Below are 16,469 nucleotides of genomic sequence, written 5' to 3'. Positions count from 1 at the left end.
CGTAGCCATTCGGCCGAGGCGTCACTTACACAGATCGAGTTGGCACTACGGTGCCAACTCGATCTGCGTATGTGACGTTTCGGCCTGCGCGAGCGACGTCTCGGCGGTCAGTAGCCGCCGGGCGGCGGGGCCATCTCCAGGCGTACGCCGATGAGGCGGACCGGGCGGTCCTTCTCGACCCGCCCCAGGAGCGCCTCGGCCTCGTCGGCGAGGCGGTCGGGGTCGAGGGTGGGCTCGGGGAGCTTGTGGCCGCGGGTGACGGTGAAGAACGGCTTGAGCCGCACCTTGATCTCGACCCTGGTCACCGGGCGGCCCTCCTTCAGCACATCCGCGAGGCACTCGGCGCACAGGCGGCGGGTCGCGGCGACGATGTCGGGCCACTCGACGAGGTCCTGCTGGAAGGTCTCCTCGTGGCCGTGGCCGCGCGCGACCCACGGCGAGGGGTCGACGGGGCTGGTGTCGGCACCACGGCCCAGCCGGCGCAGCCAAGGGCCGGTCGTGGGGCCGATCTCGGCGGCCAGATGCTCCGCCGAGGCCGCTCCCAGGTCGGCTACCGTCTCGATCCCGAGCCCGGCGAGCCGCTTCGCGGTCTTCGCCCCGATCCCCCACAGCGCGTCGGTCGGACGGTGGCCCATCTCGGCGTCCCAGGTCTCGTGGGTGATCCGGTAGACGCCGGTCCCCCGCGGCTGGCCGCCCGGGCCGGGCTCGTGGCCGCCCGCACCGGCCTCACGCGCGAGGGCACCGTCGACGCGCTGCTTGGCGAACCCCGTGGCGAGCTTCGCCTGCAGCTTGTTGTCGCCGACACCGACGCCGCTGCGCAGCCGGGTGCGTTCGAGCACGAGGTCGCGTACGTCCTGGGCGAAGGCCACCGGGTCGCCGAGGTCGCCGTGGTCGGGGCCGGGTCCGAGGAACGCCTCGTCCCAGCCGAGGACCTCGACCAGGACGGGTACGCCGCCCCACTCCAGCGATCGCAGCGTGTCCATGACGCCCGCGGAGGCCTCGTCGTAGGCCACATGGTCGACCGGCAGCAGCACCGCGTCGGGACACTTCCGCACCGCCAGCCGCAGCGGCATCCCCGAACCCACCCCGTGCGCCCGAGCCTCATAGGAGGCCGTCGAGACCACCGCCCGCTCGGTCGGGTCCCCGCGCCCACCCACGATCACCGGTTGACCGGCCAGCTCAGGCCGGCGCAACACCTCCACCGCCGCGATGAACTGGTCCAGGTCGACGTGCAGCACCACCGTCATGCGTCGATGGTGCCACGAACGGCCGCAGCGAAGGGTCAGCCTTGCGAGGCAGCCTCGGAGAGGGCCGCGGAGGCCCGCTCGGCCTGCTCTCGTACGTCACCGGGAACCGGGACCTCACCGGCGGTGCGCTGCTGCCACATCTGCATGGCGACGACCTTCGCGGCGGCGTCCTCGACAAGTGAGCGGTCGAGGCGGCCGGAGCGCAAGGCCTTGACGACGCTGCGGTGGGCGGCCTTGGAGTTGGCCGGCATGAGCAGGAGGTCGGCGCCGGCCTCGAGGGCGGCCACCGAGGGCTTCTTGGTGGTGGTCGTGACCGCGCCCATGCCCAACGAGTCGGTGACGGCGATGCCGTCGAAGCCGAGGTCGTCGCGGAGCAGGTCGTAGATGGGGGCCGCCATGCTGGCGGGCTTGCCCGGGGCCACGGCCTTGACGTCGACGTGGCTGATCATGACGGCCGGTGCGCCGGCATCGACCGCGGCGTCGAACGGCACCAGGTCGCGGCGCTTGAGCTTCTTCTTCCCGAAGTCGAGCTCCTGGAGCCCGAGGTGGGTGTCACCGGTGACCGCGCCGTGGCCCGGGAAGTGCTTCGTGGTGGAGACCAGACCGGCTGCGTTGTAGCCCTGCACGGCCGCGGAGACCGCCGTCGCGGCGATCCTCGGGTCCTCACTCGGGGAACGCGAGCCGATCGTCGGATCGGCCGCGCCGACGGTCACGTCGGCGACCGGCGCGAACGCCCAGGTGAAGCCCAGGTCGCGGAGCTCGAGCGCCGTCGTCCGCGCCGCCTCGGTGGTCACCGCGACTCCCTTGCCCGGCTTCGCCTCGATGGCGTCCCCCGTGCGTGCGAACTCGGGGAAGTCGGTGGCCACGCCGCGCAGGTGGGAGACGACGCCACCTTCCTGGTCGACGCCGATCACCGCGGGGAAAGAACGGCCATCAGCCGCCACCGCACGGGAGACCGCGGCGGTCGTCTCGCGCACCTGGGCCTCGTCGACGACGTTCTCGCCCGTCACGCTGACCCCGGCGAGGTGGAGCTTGCGGACCATCTTGGCGGCCTTGGCCGGGTCGGTGCCGTGGTAGCGGCCGACGATCACCTGTCCGGCGAGCTGCTTCTCGTCCCAGCCCGACACCAGCTCGCGGGCGGTCGCCAGCTCTCCGCGCGTGGGACCCCAGGCGAGCGGCGTGGTGTCCTTCTTCGGGTCGGTCTTCGTGGTGGCATTGGCCGGCCTGTTCGGCTCGTCCTCGACCCTCGTCGGCATTCCGACGGTCACCGCCGCCGCGCCCGCGCCGGCCGCCAGGGCCAGCACGGCACCCGCGATCACCGGTCGCATCCAACGCCTCGGCCGACGCTGCTGATCCTCTGAATCGGTGTGCTTGCCCCCAGTCACGCGGCCGAGTATGTCAGCAACCCCCACTCATTAACACGTTCCGGCGAGGGCGTCGTAGATCTCCCGCACCCGCTTCCGCAGGTCATCGAGGGTGCCGGTGTTGTCGATGACGTACGTCGCCGCGGCGAGTCGATCCTCGCGACTGGCCTGCGCAGCGATGCGGGCGCGGGCGTCGATCTCGGTCATCCCACGCGCGATCGCCCGCTCGACCTGGGTCTCGACCGGTACGTCGACGACGATCACCTCGTCGAAGAAGGGCGCATAGCCCACCTCGACCAGCAGCGGGATGTCGTTGACGACCAGCTTCCCGGCCGTCCGCCCGGTCTCCTCGAGCTCCGCGGAGCGTGCCCCGACCAACGGGTGCACGATCGCGTTGAGCCGCTCACGGGCGCCCTGGTCGGCGAAGACGATCTCCCCCACCTTGGCCCGGTCGAGCGCACCGGACTCGGTCAACACCGACGGCCCGAACTCCGCCACGACCTGGGCGAGCCCCGCTGTGCCCGGCTCGACGACCTCCCGGGCGATCTTGTCCGAGTCCACGATCACCGCCCCGAACCCGGCCAGCAGCTCCGACACCGTGCTCTTCCCCGAGGCGATCCCGCCGGTGAGTCCTACGCGCATGGCCCCAACCTAATGGGGCCGCTGTCGGCGCCTCACGCCGCCTAGGCGGGCATGGCCGAGTCGAGGCTGTCGCTGCAGGCGAACCGGCGCCGGTAGGCCTGCGGGGAGAGCCCTCGCACGCGCGTGAAGTGGTGGCGCAGCGCCGCGGCGTTGCCGAAGCCGACCTCGCCCGCGATCCACTCCACGGACCGGTCGGTACGCTCCAGCAGCTCCTCGGCCCGGCGCACCCGCTGGGCGGTGATCCAGGCATAGGGCGTCGCCCCGGTCTCGGCGCGGAACCTGCGGGCGAACGTACGCGGCGACATCAGCACTCGATGGGCCAGCGAGTCCACGTCGAGGTCTTCGTGGAGGTTCTCCACGATCCACGCCAGCAGCGGACCGAGCGTCTCGGCCTCGACCTCGGGCACGGGGTGGGAGATGAACTGCGCCTGCCCACCGTCGCGCTGGGGCGGCACGACCATGCGCCGGGCCACGGCCGAGGCGACCGCTGCGCCGTACTCCTGGCGCCAGATGTGCAGGCACGCGTCCAGTCCGGCGGCGGTGCCGGCGCTGGTGATGATCTGCCCGGTGTCGACGTAGAGCACCTCGGGCACCACCTTCGCCTCGGGGAACCTCTCCGCGAGCTCGTCGGTGTACTTCCAGTGGGTGGTGCACTCACGCCCGTCGAGCAGACCCGCCGCACCCAGTGCGAAGGCCCCGCCGCAGACGGTCAGGATCCGGGCGCCACGGTGATAGGCGCGCAGCAGCGTCTCGGCCACCAGCGGCGGCACCGGGTCGCCCCTGCGCATCGCCGGCACACACACCAGGTCGGCCTCGTCGGCCCGCTCGAGACCGTACGTGGCCTCGATCCCGAAGCCCAGGTTCGTACGCACCAAGCCGGGCTCGAGCGAACAGACGCCGAACTCCAGCAACGGCACCCCGTCGTCGCGCCGGTCGAGCCCGAACGCCTCGCACACGACTCCGAACTCGAAGGGGGCGACACCGTCCCAGATCACCGCAGCTACGTTCCTAAGCACCTTAGAAGGGTGCCAGTTGGCAGGAAATCGCGCAACTTAGGCATTTCTGCCAATGTGGCAGGAATACCTGGTAGCGAAGAATTACTGCCATGAACACAGCAATCCTCGTCCTCATCGTCCTGCTCGCCGTCGCCGCCTACGCCACCATCTCGACCGTACGCCACGACCGCCCCAAGGCCGCCCCGCGGTCCCACGCCTCCGACCCCGACTTCCTCCCCGCAGTCCGCTGGCACTGAGAGACGGGCACCCGAATGAGTGCACCTGAAGATGCCGAAGACCCGGCCCCACGACGGGGACCGGGTCTTCAGCGTTTCAGCTCAGCGTTTCACTGACCGCCGGTCAGCTTCTCGCGGAGAGCCTGCAGCGCCTCGTCGGAGGCGAGCGAACCGCCCTCGTCCTCGGAGACGGTCTCGTCGACCGAGCCACCCGAGGAGTAGGAGGTGGCCTCGCCGGCCTCGGCAGCCTTCTCGGCGGCCTCCTGCTGCTGCTTGATGTGGGCCTCCCAGCGAGCGTGGGCCTGAGCGTACTGCTGCTCCCACTTCTCACGCTGCTCGTCGTAGCCCTCGAGCCACTCGCCCGTCTCCGGGTCGAAGCCCTCGGGGTAGAGGTAGTTGCCCTGCTCGTCGTAGCTGGCCGGCATGCCGTAGAGCGTCGGGTCGAACTCCTCGACGTCGGTCGAGGTGACCGTCTCGTTGGCCTGCTTGAGCGAGAGCGAGATGCGACGACGCTCGAGGTCGATGTCGATGATCTTGACCATGACGTCGTCGTTGACCTGGACGACCTGCTCGGGGATCTCCACGTGGCGCTCGGCCAACTCGGAGATGTGCACCAGGCCCTCGATGCCCTCCTCGACACGGACGAACGAACCGAACGGCACCAGCTTGGTGACCTTACCCGGGACGATCTGGCCGATCTGGTGGGTGCGGGCGAAGTGCTGCCACGGGTCCTCCTGCGTCGCCTTCAGCGACAGGGAGACACGCTCGCGGTCCATGTCCACGTCGAGAACCTCGACGGTGACCTCGTCACCAACGGTGACGACCTCGGACGGGTGGTCGATGTGCTTCCAGGACAGCTCCGAGACGTGGACGAGACCGTCGACGCCGCCGAGGTCCACGAACGCACCGAAGTTGACGATCGAGGAGACGACACCCTTGCGGATCTGACCCTTCTGGAGCTGGGTCAGGAAGCCGTGGCGAACCTCGGACTGGGTCTGCTCGAGCCAGGCACGGCGCGACAGGACCACGTTGTTGCGGTTCTTGTCGAGCTCGATGATCTTGGCCTCGAGGGTCTGACCCACGTACGGCTGCAGGTCGCGGACGCGACGCATCTCGACGAGGGAGGCCGGGAGGAAGCCACGCAGGCCGATGTCCAGGATGAGACCACCCTTGACGACCTCGATGACCGCGCCCTCGACGACGCCGTCCTCCTCCTTGACCTGCTCGATCGTGCCCCAGGCGCGCTCGTACTGCGCGCGCTTCTTGGACAGGATCAGGCGGCCTTCCTTGTCCTCCTTCTGGAGCACCAGGGCCTCGACCTTGTCGCCGACCTCGACAACCTCGGACGGGTCGACGTCGTGCTTGATCGAGAGCTCGCGCGACGGGATGACACCTTCGGTCTTGTAACCGATGTCGAGCAGGACCTCGTCCCGGTCGACCTTGACGATGACACCGTCCACGATGTCGCCGTCATTGAAGTACTTGATGGTCTCGTCGATCGCGGCGAGGAAGTCCTCTTCCGACCCGATGTCGTTGATCGCGACCTGAGGCGCGTCGTAGTCGGGAAGAGGAATGTTGAGCGTGCTCGTCATAAGGGAGGTGGTTTCCTTGGGTGGACAGATATCGTCGGGTCACACACGTCTCAAGTCTCCGGTCGGCAACCCCTCGCCGGCACCTGCGCAAACAGGCTTCGTCGCCCGGCGTGAACCGGCGGTCGAGGTAGCAGGCCAAGGTCCACTAGGTCTGGGACCCGGGCAGACTTCAGACGCAGTTTCTTAGCCTACGCTCCCGTCACAGGCTCCGTCCAACTGTCGACGTCACCGCGAAGGGCCTAGGCTGTAGGGGTGGACCAAGCCATCAGCCCGGTCGTCCGACCGGAGGCGCCCATCGATCCCTTCGGCGCGATCGAAACCATCGGAACAACCGGCCCTGTGGTCAGAGCCGAGCGGCGTACCATCGGTGAAGCCGAGTCACGCCGCGCGAACGGCCCCGATTGGGATCGTTACGCCGACGAGTACCAGGCCACGCACGGACCGTTCCTCGGTGAGGCCGGGTTCGTCTGGGGCCCGGAGGGCCTGACCGAGGCCGATCTCAGCATCCTCGGCGACATCAGCGGCAAGGACGTGCTCGAGCTCGGCTCGGGCGCCTGTCAGTGCTCCCGCTGGGTGAACACCCAGGGCGGTCGCGCGATCGGTCTGGACCTGTCGGGCCGCCAACTCCAGCACTCCCGGCGCCTCGACGAGCAGACCGGCGTGGTCGTCCCCGCCGTGCAGGCCACCGCGACCGACCTGCCCTTCGCCACCGACTCCTTCGACGTGGTCTTCTGCTCCTTCGGAGCGCTGCAGTTCGTCAGCGACATCGCCCACGCGCTCGCCGAGACGGCCCGCGTCCTGCGGCCCGGCGGACGCTTCGCGTTCTCGATCACCCACCCGACGCGGTGGATGTTCCCCGACGACCCCGGCCCCGAGGGCCTGATCGCCGCCCAGTCCTACTGGGACCGCACCCCCTACGTCGAAGTCGACGACGAGACCGGCGAGGTGTCGTACGTCGAGCACCACCGCACCCTCGGGGACTGGGTCTCGTTGCTGGCCCGTGCCGGGTTCCGGATCACCGACCTGGTCGAGCCCGAGTGGCCCGAGGACCACGAGCGGGTCTGGGGCGGCTGGTCGCGCACCCGGGGGCTGCTGACCCCTGGTACCGCGATCTTCGGTGCGGACCTGGCGAGCAGCTAGACAGCAGGGTCCAGCTCAACCGGCCATGGAAAACGTCTGCGGGCCCGGAGACTGTCCTCCGGGCCCGCAGACGTCGACGCTGGTGTGTGTTGAGCCTCAGGCGTCAACCAGGGTGCGGTCGTCCGCGGAGGCGTGGGCGCCACCGTTGGGCTTGCGACCGCGCAGGGTCAGCCAGAGGCCGATCAGCAGGAAGATCAGACCGGCGACGACGCCGCCGACGGGGATCCAGGTGCCGATCAGGTTGAGCTGGGCGATGTTGTCCTTGGCGTCCTCGGCGTTGGTGGAGACGGTCTCGTCGGAGTAGCTCATGTCCGCGTCGATCAGCACCGTGCCATCGCTGGTGACCATCTTCTGGGTCGCGCTCTGGTCGATGTAGGAACCGGTGGTCGGCTCGACGTAGATCGTCTGGGTCGCCTCGTAGGTGCCCCGGATGTCGTCCTCGGTGTCCTTCACCTCGTCCTCTCCCGCCGAGAGCGACGCGTCGTCCTCGGAGGCAGCGACCTCGAACTGGTAGGTCTTCACGCCCTTGACGTCGACGTCGTCGACGTAGGTGGCGATGACGGTCGTGCCGAGCGTGTCGTCCCAGTACTCATAGTCGTGGCGCTCGGTGTCGAACGGGAACTTGCCGGCCAGGCCGGTCATGCCGTCGACGGCCCGGTCCTCACCTACGTACTTGGCCTGGTCCTCGACGACCTCGGAACTCTTGCGGTCCATGGCGTAGGCGCGCTCCGTCGTGGTCACCACGCGGTCGTCGTCCTCGGCGCGGGCGCACGGAGGCGTGTCGCCCTCCTGGATCATGATGCAGCCGGCCTCGACGAAGACGACGACGTCGTCGGTCGACTCCTTCGGCGCCGCCTCGGTGGTCCGGGTGTACTTCACCGGAACTGGGGTATCCGACTTGGCCAGCGCGCCGCTGGCGGTGCCGTCCAGGACGGTCGTGGTGTTGACGTTGAGCGGCACGGTCGCCGCGGCGTCCCGGCCCCAGAAGCCCGCTACCGCGGCAGCGGCCAGCGCAAACGCGCCGACCAGCAAGAAGATGTAACCAATCACTCTTCGCATGTTTTTGCCCCTCCCAAGGCCTCAGTTCCCCCCTCGATCCGCGAACCGTAGCAGCAATACCTGGGCAGGTGTGCAACGGGTCACAAACTGCTGTGCGACACTTCCTCTTCGTGTCCTCCCCCCATCCCACAACCACTGCTGCCGGGCACACCGGCGGGCCAGCCGACGCGCCCGCTGCCGACGGCCTGCTCGCGACTCCCCGCAACGTCGTGGCGACCGCGCTCGCCCTGATCGTGGCCCAGCTCGCCTTCCGCGCCTGGGCGCTGAGCGGCTCGTGGTACCGCTTCGACGACGCGAACTTCATGTCGAAGCTGATGTCCGACGGCCTCTCGGCCGACCTGCTCTTCCACGGGTTCGCCGGACATCTGATGCCGGGAGCGTTCGCGCTGACGGCCTACAACTTCGGCCTCGACCCGTACGCCTGGGCCTACCCGGCCGCCGAGCTGCTGGTGCTGCAGGCGATCGCGAACCTGGGCGCGCTGGTCTTCCTCTGCTCCGCATTCGGGAAGCGGCGCGGGATCCTGCCGCCGCTGGCGCTGTTCCTGTTCAGCTCGATCAGCCTGCCGGCGTTCCTGTCCTGGGGTCCCGGGATCACCCAGCTGCCGTTCCTCGCCGCGATCTTCTGGGGGTCGTGGGCACACCTCAACTACCTGCGTACGCGGCGGTTCCGCTGGGCTCTGCTGGCGATGCTCATCACCCTGGCCGCCATCGCCTTCGGCGAGAAGGCGATGCTGCTGTTCTGGCCCTACGCCGTGCTGGCACTGGGCTGGTTCGCGAGCGGTGACATCCTGACCCGGCTGCGGACCATCATGGGCCGCTACCTGCCCGGCGTACTCCTCTACGGGGTCGTCTCGATCGGCTCCGTGGTCGCCTACCTCACCCTGGGCGCGGGCTCGTCGAAGGCGTCGGGCAGCTCTGACGCCAACGGGTTCGCGCTGGTCGCACAGCGGTTCCTGCTGGAGTCGTGGGCGCCCGGCGTGGTCGGCGGGCCGCTGCGCTGGAAGTGGATCGAGGGCAACTCCGCCGGCTGGGCCGAGCCCGGCGCGGTGGTCTCGGTGCTCGCCGTCGGCGTGCTGGCACTGCTGACCTTCGAGCTCGCCCGCACCCGCTCGATCGCGCTGCGGGCCTGGTGGCTGGTCGGCGGCATCCTCGTCATCGACATCGCCCTGATCACCGCCATCCGGGCCGGCGGCGTCGGCGCCGACATCGCGCTCGCCTACCGCTACCTCACCGACACGATCGCGGTGACCGCGATGGCGCTCGCGCTGGCCACGCTGCCGCTGCGCGGGGCCGTGGAGACGCTCACCCCGACTCGTACGTCACCCTTCCTCGACGTCCCCCGGCGGGTCGCCGTGGCGACCGCGGTCGTCGCCGCCCAGGGGCTCTTCTCGTCCTACTCCTACACCCAGGGCTGGCACGACGACGACAACACCCGGCGCTACATCGACACCGTCCGCGCCGACCTGGCCGAGGTCGAGGAGCCGCTGCCGATGGCCGACGGACCGGTGCCCGAGTGGATGGTCTGGGGCGCGTCGTACCCCTACAACCAGGTGAACCGGGTGCTCCGGCCGCTGTCGGACAAGATGGCGTTCCCCCGGGCCAGCACCGACAATCTCTACCTCGTCGACAAGGACGGCCACATCCGGCCGGCCCTGGTCGAGCCCGAGCGACGCTCGGTCGGCGCCGTCGACCCGACGCCGAGCCTGGACCAGTGCAAGCTGCGCGTGCGGCAGACGCCGCTCGAGGTGGGCCTGGACGGCGGCGTCGACGGCGCCGGGTGGTGGATCCGGGTCGCCTACGTGGCTGCCGCCAAGGACGCTGGCCGGATGCGCGTGACCGCCGGCGACCACTCCTACGATGTCGAGGTCGAGCCCGGGTTCCGCAGCCTCTACCTGCGCACGGGCGAGGGACGCTTCGACACCATCGGCCTCCAGAGCCTGACTCCGGGGTCGAAGCCATGCCTGGGTGGCATCGAGGTCGGCAGCGTGGTGCCGTTCGGCGACCCGATCTCAGGGCCTGTGGAGGACTGATGATGGACGGCCGAAGCGAAGCCCGAGGCGATATGGATCGCCGATTCCTCACGCTCGACGCGCTGCGCGCCGTCGGGGCGCTGATGGTCGTGCTGACCCACGTCGCGTTCCACACCGGCCGCTACCCGCAGGGCTGGACCGGGGCCATGCTCGCCCACTTCGACCTCGGCGTGGCGCTCTTCTTCGTGGTCTCCGGGTTCCTGCTGGCCAGGCCGTGGTTCGCGGCCAGCGCCGCCGGAGCTCCGCCGCCGAGCACCGGACGCTACCTGTGGAAGCGGGCGCTGCGGATCCTGCCGCTCTACTGGGTCGTCGTCGCCGTCTGCCTGATCGCCGCACCCGCGAACTCCGACGTCGGCGTCGGCGGCTGGATCGCCAACCTGACCCTGACCCAGATCTACACCCAGGACACGCACGCCTACGGCCTGGCGCACATGTGGAGCCTGTGCACCGAGGTCGCCTTCTACCTCGCGCTGCCGCTGGTGGTGCGGCTGCTGACGCCGCGAGACCGCCTGGACGTACGCCGCGTGCTCGTCGTCTGCCTGCTGCTCTCGATCGGCGGCGTGGCCTTCGCGGCCGGCGCCCGGACCTGGTTCGACCAGCCTTTCGCGGCGGAATGGCTGCCGGCCTACCTGCCGTGGTTCCTGGCCGGCACCGCGCTCGCGGCCTGCTCGGTCGACCCGGGCATGCGGGCGCGGCTGGACGCTGCCGCGCGCGACCTGGCCGGCTGGTGGCTGCTGGCGCTGGGGCTCTTCGTCGCGGCCTGCACGCCGATCACCGGCCCGACCGGGCTGGTCGATGCGCCGACGCCGGCCGAGTCGGCGCTCAAGTGCGTGCTCTACGGCGCGGTCGCCGTGTGCGTCATCTTCCCGCTGGTCTTCGGGCCCGAGCTCGACGGCCCCGTACGCCGCTGGCTGGCCAGTCCGGTGCCCAGCGCCCTGGGCGAGATCTCCTACGGCGTCTTCTCGATCCACATGTTCGTGCTGCTGATGGGCATGGAGCTGCTCGGGTTCGGCACCTTCAACGACCGCTTCTGGACCGTCCTGGGGATGACGCTCGCCGTCACCATTCCGATCGCGGCGCTGTCCTACATCTTCTTCGAGCGCCGGATGATGCGGCTGCGCGGCTGGCGTCCCTCCGGGCGCCGGCCGAAGCGGCGGCCCGAGCCGGAGCCTGACGCCGAGACCGTGCCCGCGTCTGCGTCAGAGCCCGGTGAGACCGAGGCGGCCGCGGCGACCAGCACGATCGCGACCAGCGAGAGCGCCTGAGCCGTCCAGGCGGGCGGGTCCCAGGGCAGGTCCCAGGCTGTCGGGAGGATCTCGACGGCCAGGGCGCCGGCGAGCAGCGCTGCCCCGGACCCGGCGGCCAGGAGGCGTACGAGAGCCGGCCGGCGGCCGGTCAGGCGTGGCAGCAGCCAGGCGACCACGGCGGCCAGGGCGCCCCACCAGCCGGCGAGCAGACCTGCCACGAGGACCAGCAGAACGCCGTCGTACCACCGCCACGGCGCGGCCACGGGGAACAGCTCCAGGCTCGGCGGGGTGCCGCGGCGGCGCCATGAGGTCACCAGCGCGAGCGCCAGGACCAGCGCCGCGCCGCCCGCACCGGCGATCAGCCCGGCACGGTAGGTGTCCTCGGGCGCGAAGCCGAAACGTACCTCTCCCCCGGCGCCGGCGGGCACGATCCAGCCCTGCTGCCAGCCGTCGACCCGCTGGGCGCGCAGGACCTCGCCGTCCAGGGTCGCGGTGGCGCCGGTGTTGATGTTCTGCGGGAGCACGAGGACCCGGTCGTACGCCTCGGCGGAGACCGTCGCCGAGACCGCGGTGTCGCGCTCGTCGCGCTCGACCTCGACCGCCTCCGGGGATTCCGCATCCGCGATCACCTCAGCGCTGAGCTCGAGGCTGTCGACGCGGAGCGCATCCACCGGGTCGGCGAGCAGGGTGTTCTCGCCGGCAGCCAGGTTGATCGGGGCCGTACCGCAGACCCTCAGCGGCAGCTCGCCACCGCGCAGCAGGGCGGAGAGCGACCCGTTGACCGCCGTACGCAGCACCCGCTCGCCGACGCGGATGGGAGGACCGTCGGCGCAGCCTGCCCGAAGCGTCCCGTCGCCGAGCGGACGGCCGTTGACCTCCAGCTCGGAGATGCCGGCGGGGAGCTCGGTCGCGTCGGCCATGCTGGAGGGCTGGTCGTAGGCGGCGTCGGTCTCGGTGATCCGGATCCGGAGCCGGTCGGTGCGCCAGCCGCTGGGCACCGCGACGTCGCCGTCCGAGTCGACCTCGCGGGTGACCGTGCGCTTGGGGCGGCGCAGGTCGGTGATCTCGACCTCGGTGGGGATGCTGACCGGGGCGGCCTCGTTGACCACGAGCCGCAGCGACCTGATCCGCTGCCGCTCGGACAACCCGAGGGTCACCGTGGCCGGGCCGGTCGACGGCGCCCGCCAGGACGTGCCGTCGTCGCCGTCGGCCATCGCGAGCGCCGACTGGGCGATGTCCCCGCTGCTCGGGGCGGTGATGTCCACGCCGGCGAGGGCTGCGGCCGCCGCGGCGTAGGCGTGGTCGCGGCGCAGCGACACGGTCCCGGTGACGTCGAACGACTGTCCGCGGGTGAGGGTGATGAGCCGATCCAGGTTGTCGCCGTCGTCGCCGTTGGCGGCCAGGAACGGCTCGCAGTAGAGCACGCCGCCCTGGTCTATGCAGCCGCTGCGGTCGGTGTCGCGACCGAGCCGGATCTTGCGGATCGTGGTGTCCTCCGGCGGCTCCGGGAGCGCGACCAGGCGCTGGGCGTCGACGCCCTCGATGTCGAGCTCGCTGATCCCCCAAGGGCCGTAGGCGGTGGCTCCGCGGGCGGTGATGGTGAGGTTGCGCGCGCTGAACCCGGTGAGGTCGTACGTCGCCTCCTCCCCCGGCAGCGGGGCGTAGACCTTGCGCATCTGGGCACCGGCGACGAGCTCGAGGCGTTCGACCCCGACGACGTTCGCAGGGATCGTGATGGTGACCTTGCCGAGGTCGGTCTCGTCCTCGAACCGCACCCGGAACCAGGCGCCCTCCGGGGTGCGGTCCCATCCGGTCTCGGTGCGCCACGCGGTGTCGGGGTCGCCGTCCAGGGCCGCCGAGGGCGCCCGGCCGCGGTCGACCGGGACCTCCTCCGGGGTCGCCGCCGAGCTGGAGGCCTCCACGGCCTCGACCCCGCGCCAGACCATGGTGCTCTGCCACCGCTCCTGATCCTCCAGGTAGCGGTGGAAGCTCTCGGGCTGATCGGAGTCGACGCCCTCCTCGGCGGTGCGGGTCGCGGAGGAGTTGGCGCGGACCCCGGAGAAGAGGGTCGTACGCCGCCGCTGGCCGTCGGTCAGGATGACGTCGGCCCTCTCCTCGGAGCCGTCGGCGTCCGACCGGGTGTCGTCGGCGGTCAGCACCGCCGGCGCTCCGCTGGCGGGCTCACCGGGGTCGCCCATCACGGTCGTCTTCGCCGGGATCAGGGTGCCGTCGGCGGTGGCGCCGTCGACCTCGTAGATCTCGATCGGGGGGTACTCCCCGGCCAGTCCCCCGTCGACGAGGACGCGGGTGCCCTTCTCGCGGTGGTAGGTGGTGTTGCCGAACTCGGTGCCGAAGCTCGCCTCCCGGGTCAGCCCGGGCGACTGGGCGAGGGTGGCGTGGACCAGGGAGGGCGGCGGGGCGCCAGTGGTGCCCCAGTGCAGGTCGTTGCGCACCAGCAGCCGGGTCACGCCGGCCTTGGCCAGCATCGGGGCGAGGTCCGCACTGGGGGTGCCGCGCTCGATCTCCTCGGTGACCCGGTCGAGCCAGACGACGTTGCCGGGCTCGGCCAGCGGCACCACGCCGCGTACCGCCCAGCGGGAGTCGGCGTAGGGCTGCAGGACCTCGTCGTGGGTGCTGCCCCACAGGTAGTCGCCGAACCGGGCGGCCGGGACCACGAGCGTCACGCCGCCGTCGTCGTTCTCGGAGAGGTAGTCGGCGGCGTCGGTCCAGAAGGCCGGGACGTTCTCGATCGACCCCGGTGGCGGCACCTGGCCGCGCACCCAGGGCACCGCCAGGCCGGCCAGCGCGGCCACCACGGCGATGACGAACACCCTCCTGAGCCACTGCGCGGCCTTCGTGGCCGTCCCGGAGGCTCGCGCCAGCTCGGCGCGGAAGAGGATGGTCTCGACGGTGAGCACGACCCCGGCGGCGAGCCCGAGACGGAGCACCGCGTCGTACTTGTGGCTGTTGCGCACCGCGGCCAGAGCGCCGTCGACGAGGTCCTGACGGGCCTCGGCTCCCCAGCCCGCCAGCGCGCCGGTGTAGCCGATCCCGACCAGGACGGCGCCGGCCAGCACGCAGCCGATCAGGAACCGGGTCTCGGGGTGGCGACGCGCGCGGCCGATCCCGGCCAGCCCGGCGAGCCCGATGGCGACGACGGCGGCCGCGTCGAGAACCAGGAAGGGCGTGGCGTGCAGGCTCTGCCCGGCCGGGTAGTAGAGCGGGTCGGCGTACGCCACCCAGTCGGAGGTGCCGAGCAGCGTCGGCAGCAGACCGGTGGTCGAGGAGGTCACCGCGGCGGTCTCGATGTAGTCGAGGAAGGGCGGGATGTAGCGGCCCTGGAGCACCAGCGGGATCGTCCACCACAGGGTGGCGAGGATGGTGAACACGCCCCACAGCGCCAGTGCGGCGAACCGCCGGACACCGGTCCTGGTCAGCAGGAAGACCACGCCCGGGACGATCACCGCCGAGACCGCGGTCGCGTTGACCCCGCCCGCGCAGGCGACCGCGAGGGCGGCCACGGCGCACCAGCGCACCAGGTCCTTCGCCGTGGTCGTGCCGCTGGCCCGGATGACCGCGAGCAGCACCCACGGCGCGACCGCGGTCGGCCACAGCTCGGCCGAGTTGGCGCCGAGGATGGTCATCACGCGTGGCGTCAGGACGTACGCGGCGGCACCCGCGACCTGCGCCCACGGCCGCCCCAGCTGCAGCTCGCGGGCCACCGCCAGCACGCCGAGGAAGGCCAGGTTGAGCAGCAGCGCCCACCACAGCCGCTGGATCACCCAGTCCGGCAGCTGCGCCAGCTGGCCCAGACCGTAGAAGGGACCCATCGGCCACAGGTAGCCGATCGCCTGGTTCTGCACCTGACCGAAGGCGCCCTGGGCGTCCCACATGTTCAGCGCCCGGGCCAGGAAGGTCCACGGGTCGGCGCTGAGGTCGAACTTGGTGTCCGCGACGATCCGGCCCGGGGCCTGGGTGAACGTGATCGCGGTCAGGATCGCGACGTACGCGATGAGCCGGAGTTTTGAAGTGGCGCTCGGCGGGTCCGGGGTCACGTCTTGCGCAGCACGAGCAGGAGGTTCCATGAGAGCACCTCCCTCACCACCGGGACCCGCATCAGCCACGCCGCCCACGCCGGGTGGTAGCGCGGAACCGCAGCCAGGATCTCGGCGTTGCCCGCCCGGCGCTGGGCGCGCGCCCAGCGCAGCCCGGCGGAGGCGGTCGCTGCGTACATCGACTCGCCGAACTTGTTCTTGGGCTCGTGCCCGTACTTGCGCAGGTAGCGGCGGCGCGCGTACCGGCCGCCGAGCAGGTGCCACGGGCTGGTCTCGTGGCCGCCCCAGGGACCCCACCACAGCGTGTAGGAGCAGAAGACGACGCCCCCGGGCCTGGTGACCCGGAGCATCTCGTCCAGCATGGCTGTCGGGGTCGGGACGTGCTCGAGCACGTTGGAGGAGTAGCAGGCGTCGACCGAGCCGGTGCGGACGGGCAACCGCATCCCGTCGCCCAGCATGCTGCCCTCGGCGACGATCCCGGCACCCTGCATCTCACCGGCGTCGGCGTCGAGCGCGAGGTAGGTCGCGCCGGCCCTCATGAAGGCGTCGCGGAAGTAGCCCGGGCCACCGCCGACGTCGAGCAGGACCGTGCCCTGAAGTGTCTCTCCGTCGGTGTAGTGCGCGAGCTGGCCGACCGAGTCTGCCGCCAGCGCGGTGTAGAAGCGCGCGGGATCGGTCTGCTCCACGCGGAAGTCACTGAAGAGGCGTACGGAGCGCCGCAGCGTCGCCCGCCAGCCGCTGCCGACCGGGGCGTCGATCTGGTCCCCGCTCCGGGGGTCGAGGAGGTTCGGCACGGCGGGAACCCTAACCGAATTACCCCAACGGGTGTGCATTTGGTCACGAAGTGTCCTACTCTCCGGTA

At 70.9% G+C, this 16,469-nt stretch carries 11 protein-coding genes and 1 pseudogene; 4 read left to right on the top strand and 8 right to left on the bottom strand.

The features are described from left to right. Positions 1 to 107: 107 nt before the first annotated feature. The 4 genes from OG801_RS25255 to OG801_RS25240 form a co-directional block, all read right to left on the bottom strand. The gene (locus OG801_RS25255) at positions 108 to 1,247 is read right to left on the bottom strand and encodes a DNA polymerase IV (protein WP_406031826.1); all 1,140 of its coding nucleotides are present in this window, start codon (positions 1,245 to 1,247) and stop codon (positions 108 to 110) included. Positions 1,248 to 1,282: 35 nt separating this feature from the next. Next, positions 1,283 to 2,575 (bottom strand): glycoside hydrolase family 3 N-terminal domain-containing protein, encoded by a 1,293-nt coding sequence (locus OG801_RS25250; RefSeq protein ID WP_406031825.1) that lies wholly within the window; start codon positions 2,573 to 2,575, stop codon positions 1,283 to 1,285. Between the two features lie 87 nt (positions 2,576 to 2,662). Further along, positions 2,663 to 3,253, bottom strand: coding sequence for a dephospho-CoA kinase (gene coaE, locus OG801_RS25245; protein ID WP_355018324.1), 591 nt, complete (start codon positions 3,251 to 3,253; stop codon positions 2,663 to 2,665). A gap of 41 nt (positions 3,254 to 3,294) precedes the next feature. Beyond that, a complete protein-coding gene (locus tag OG801_RS25240; RefSeq protein ID WP_406031824.1) occupies positions 3,295 to 4,269 on the bottom strand; it encodes a helix-turn-helix domain-containing protein in 975 nt (324 codons plus the stop codon). Between the two features lie 89 nt (positions 4,270 to 4,358). On the opposite strand from OG801_RS25240, the gene OG801_RS25235 reads away from it, so the two are divergent. Continuing rightward, a complete protein-coding gene (locus OG801_RS25235; protein ID WP_355018322.1) occupies positions 4,359 to 4,505 on the top strand; it encodes a hypothetical protein in 147 nt (48 codons plus the stop codon). Between the two features lie 89 nt (positions 4,506 to 4,594). Here the strand turns inward: OG801_RS25235 and rpsA are convergent, their stop codons facing one another. Beyond that, positions 4,595 to 6,076, bottom strand: a complete 1,482-nt coding sequence (gene rpsA, locus OG801_RS25230) for a 30S ribosomal protein S1 (protein ID WP_350661292.1) — start codon at positions 6,074 to 6,076, stop codon at positions 4,595 to 4,597. A 252-nt stretch (positions 6,077 to 6,328) separates the two neighbouring features. Here rpsA and OG801_RS25225 point away from each other — a divergent pair, with 252 nt between their 5' ends. After that, positions 6,329 to 7,216, top strand: a complete 888-nt coding sequence (locus OG801_RS25225; protein ID WP_406031823.1) for a class I SAM-dependent methyltransferase — start codon at positions 6,329 to 6,331, stop codon at positions 7,214 to 7,216. Between the two features lie 96 nt (positions 7,217 to 7,312). Here OG801_RS25225 and OG801_RS25220 read toward each other — a convergent pair whose 3' ends face one another. Continuing rightward, positions 7,313 to 8,275 (bottom strand): DUF3068 domain-containing protein, encoded by a 963-nt coding sequence (locus tag OG801_RS25220; protein WP_355018320.1) that lies wholly within the window; start codon positions 8,273 to 8,275, stop codon positions 7,313 to 7,315. Between the two features lie 110 nt (positions 8,276 to 8,385). Here OG801_RS25220 and OG801_RS25215 point away from each other — a divergent pair, with 110 nt between their 5' ends. Then, positions 8,386 to 10,305, top strand: a complete 1,920-nt coding sequence (locus tag OG801_RS25215) for a hypothetical protein (RefSeq protein WP_406031822.1) — start codon at positions 8,386 to 8,388, stop codon at positions 10,303 to 10,305. Next, positions 10,233 to 11,324 (top strand): annotated as a pseudogene (locus OG801_RS25210) (acyltransferase family protein); the annotation flags it as partial. The gene OG801_RS25215 and the pseudogene OG801_RS25210, both read left to right, overlap by 73 nt. Positions 11,325 to 11,389: 65 nt before the next feature. Here OG801_RS25210 and OG801_RS25205 read toward each other — a convergent pair. Together OG801_RS25205 and OG801_RS25200 are read right to left on the bottom strand one after the other, a co-directional pair. Continuing rightward, positions 11,390 to 15,637 (bottom strand): alpha-(1->3)-arabinofuranosyltransferase family protein, encoded by a 4,248-nt coding sequence (locus OG801_RS25205; RefSeq protein ID WP_406031821.1) that lies wholly within the window; start codon positions 15,635 to 15,637, stop codon positions 11,390 to 11,392. Continuing rightward, positions 15,604 to 16,401: a class I SAM-dependent methyltransferase gene (locus tag OG801_RS25200; protein WP_406031820.1), complete on the bottom strand. Its 798-nt coding sequence runs from the start codon at positions 16,399 to 16,401 to the stop codon at positions 15,604 to 15,606. The genes OG801_RS25205 and OG801_RS25200 overlap by 34 nt, the downstream gene beginning before the upstream one ends. Between the last annotated feature and the right edge of the window lie 68 nt (positions 16,402 to 16,469).

The sequence above is a fragment of the Nocardioides sp. NBC_00163 genome (assembly GCF_045206295.1).
Lineage (GTDB): Bacteria > Actinomycetota > Actinomycetes > Propionibacteriales > Nocardioidaceae > Nocardioides.
This window is presented reverse-complemented; position numbering and strand designations above follow the sequence as displayed.

What these genes read in the sequence shown, in the direction of transcription:
- OG801_RS25255 (WP_406031826.1), bottom strand. Translation starts at nt 1,247, where the DNA reads ATGACGGTGGTGCTGCACGTCGACCTGGACCAGTTCATCGCGGCGGTG.
- OG801_RS25250 (WP_406031825.1), bottom strand. Translation starts at nt 2,575, where the DNA reads ATGCGACCGGTGATCGCGGGTGCCGTGCTGGCCCTGGCGGCCGGCGCG.
- coaE (WP_355018324.1), bottom strand. Translation starts at nt 3,253, where the DNA reads ATGCGCGTAGGACTCACCGGCGGGATCGCCTCGGGGAAGAGCACGGTG.
- OG801_RS25235 (WP_355018322.1), top strand. Translation starts at nt 4,359, where the DNA reads ATGAACACAGCAATCCTCGTCCTCATCGTCCTGCTCGCCGTCGCCGCC.
- rpsA (WP_350661292.1), bottom strand. Translation starts at nt 6,076, where the DNA reads ATGACGAGCACGCTCAACATTCCTCTTCCCGACTACGACGCGCCTCAG.
- OG801_RS25220 (WP_355018320.1), bottom strand. Translation starts at nt 8,275, where the DNA reads ATGCGAAGAGTGATTGGTTACATCTTCTTGCTGGTCGGCGCGTTTGCG.
- OG801_RS25205 (WP_406031821.1), bottom strand. Translation starts at nt 15,637, where the DNA reads ATGGAACCTCCTGCTCGTGCTGCGCAAGACGTGACCCCGGACCCGCCG.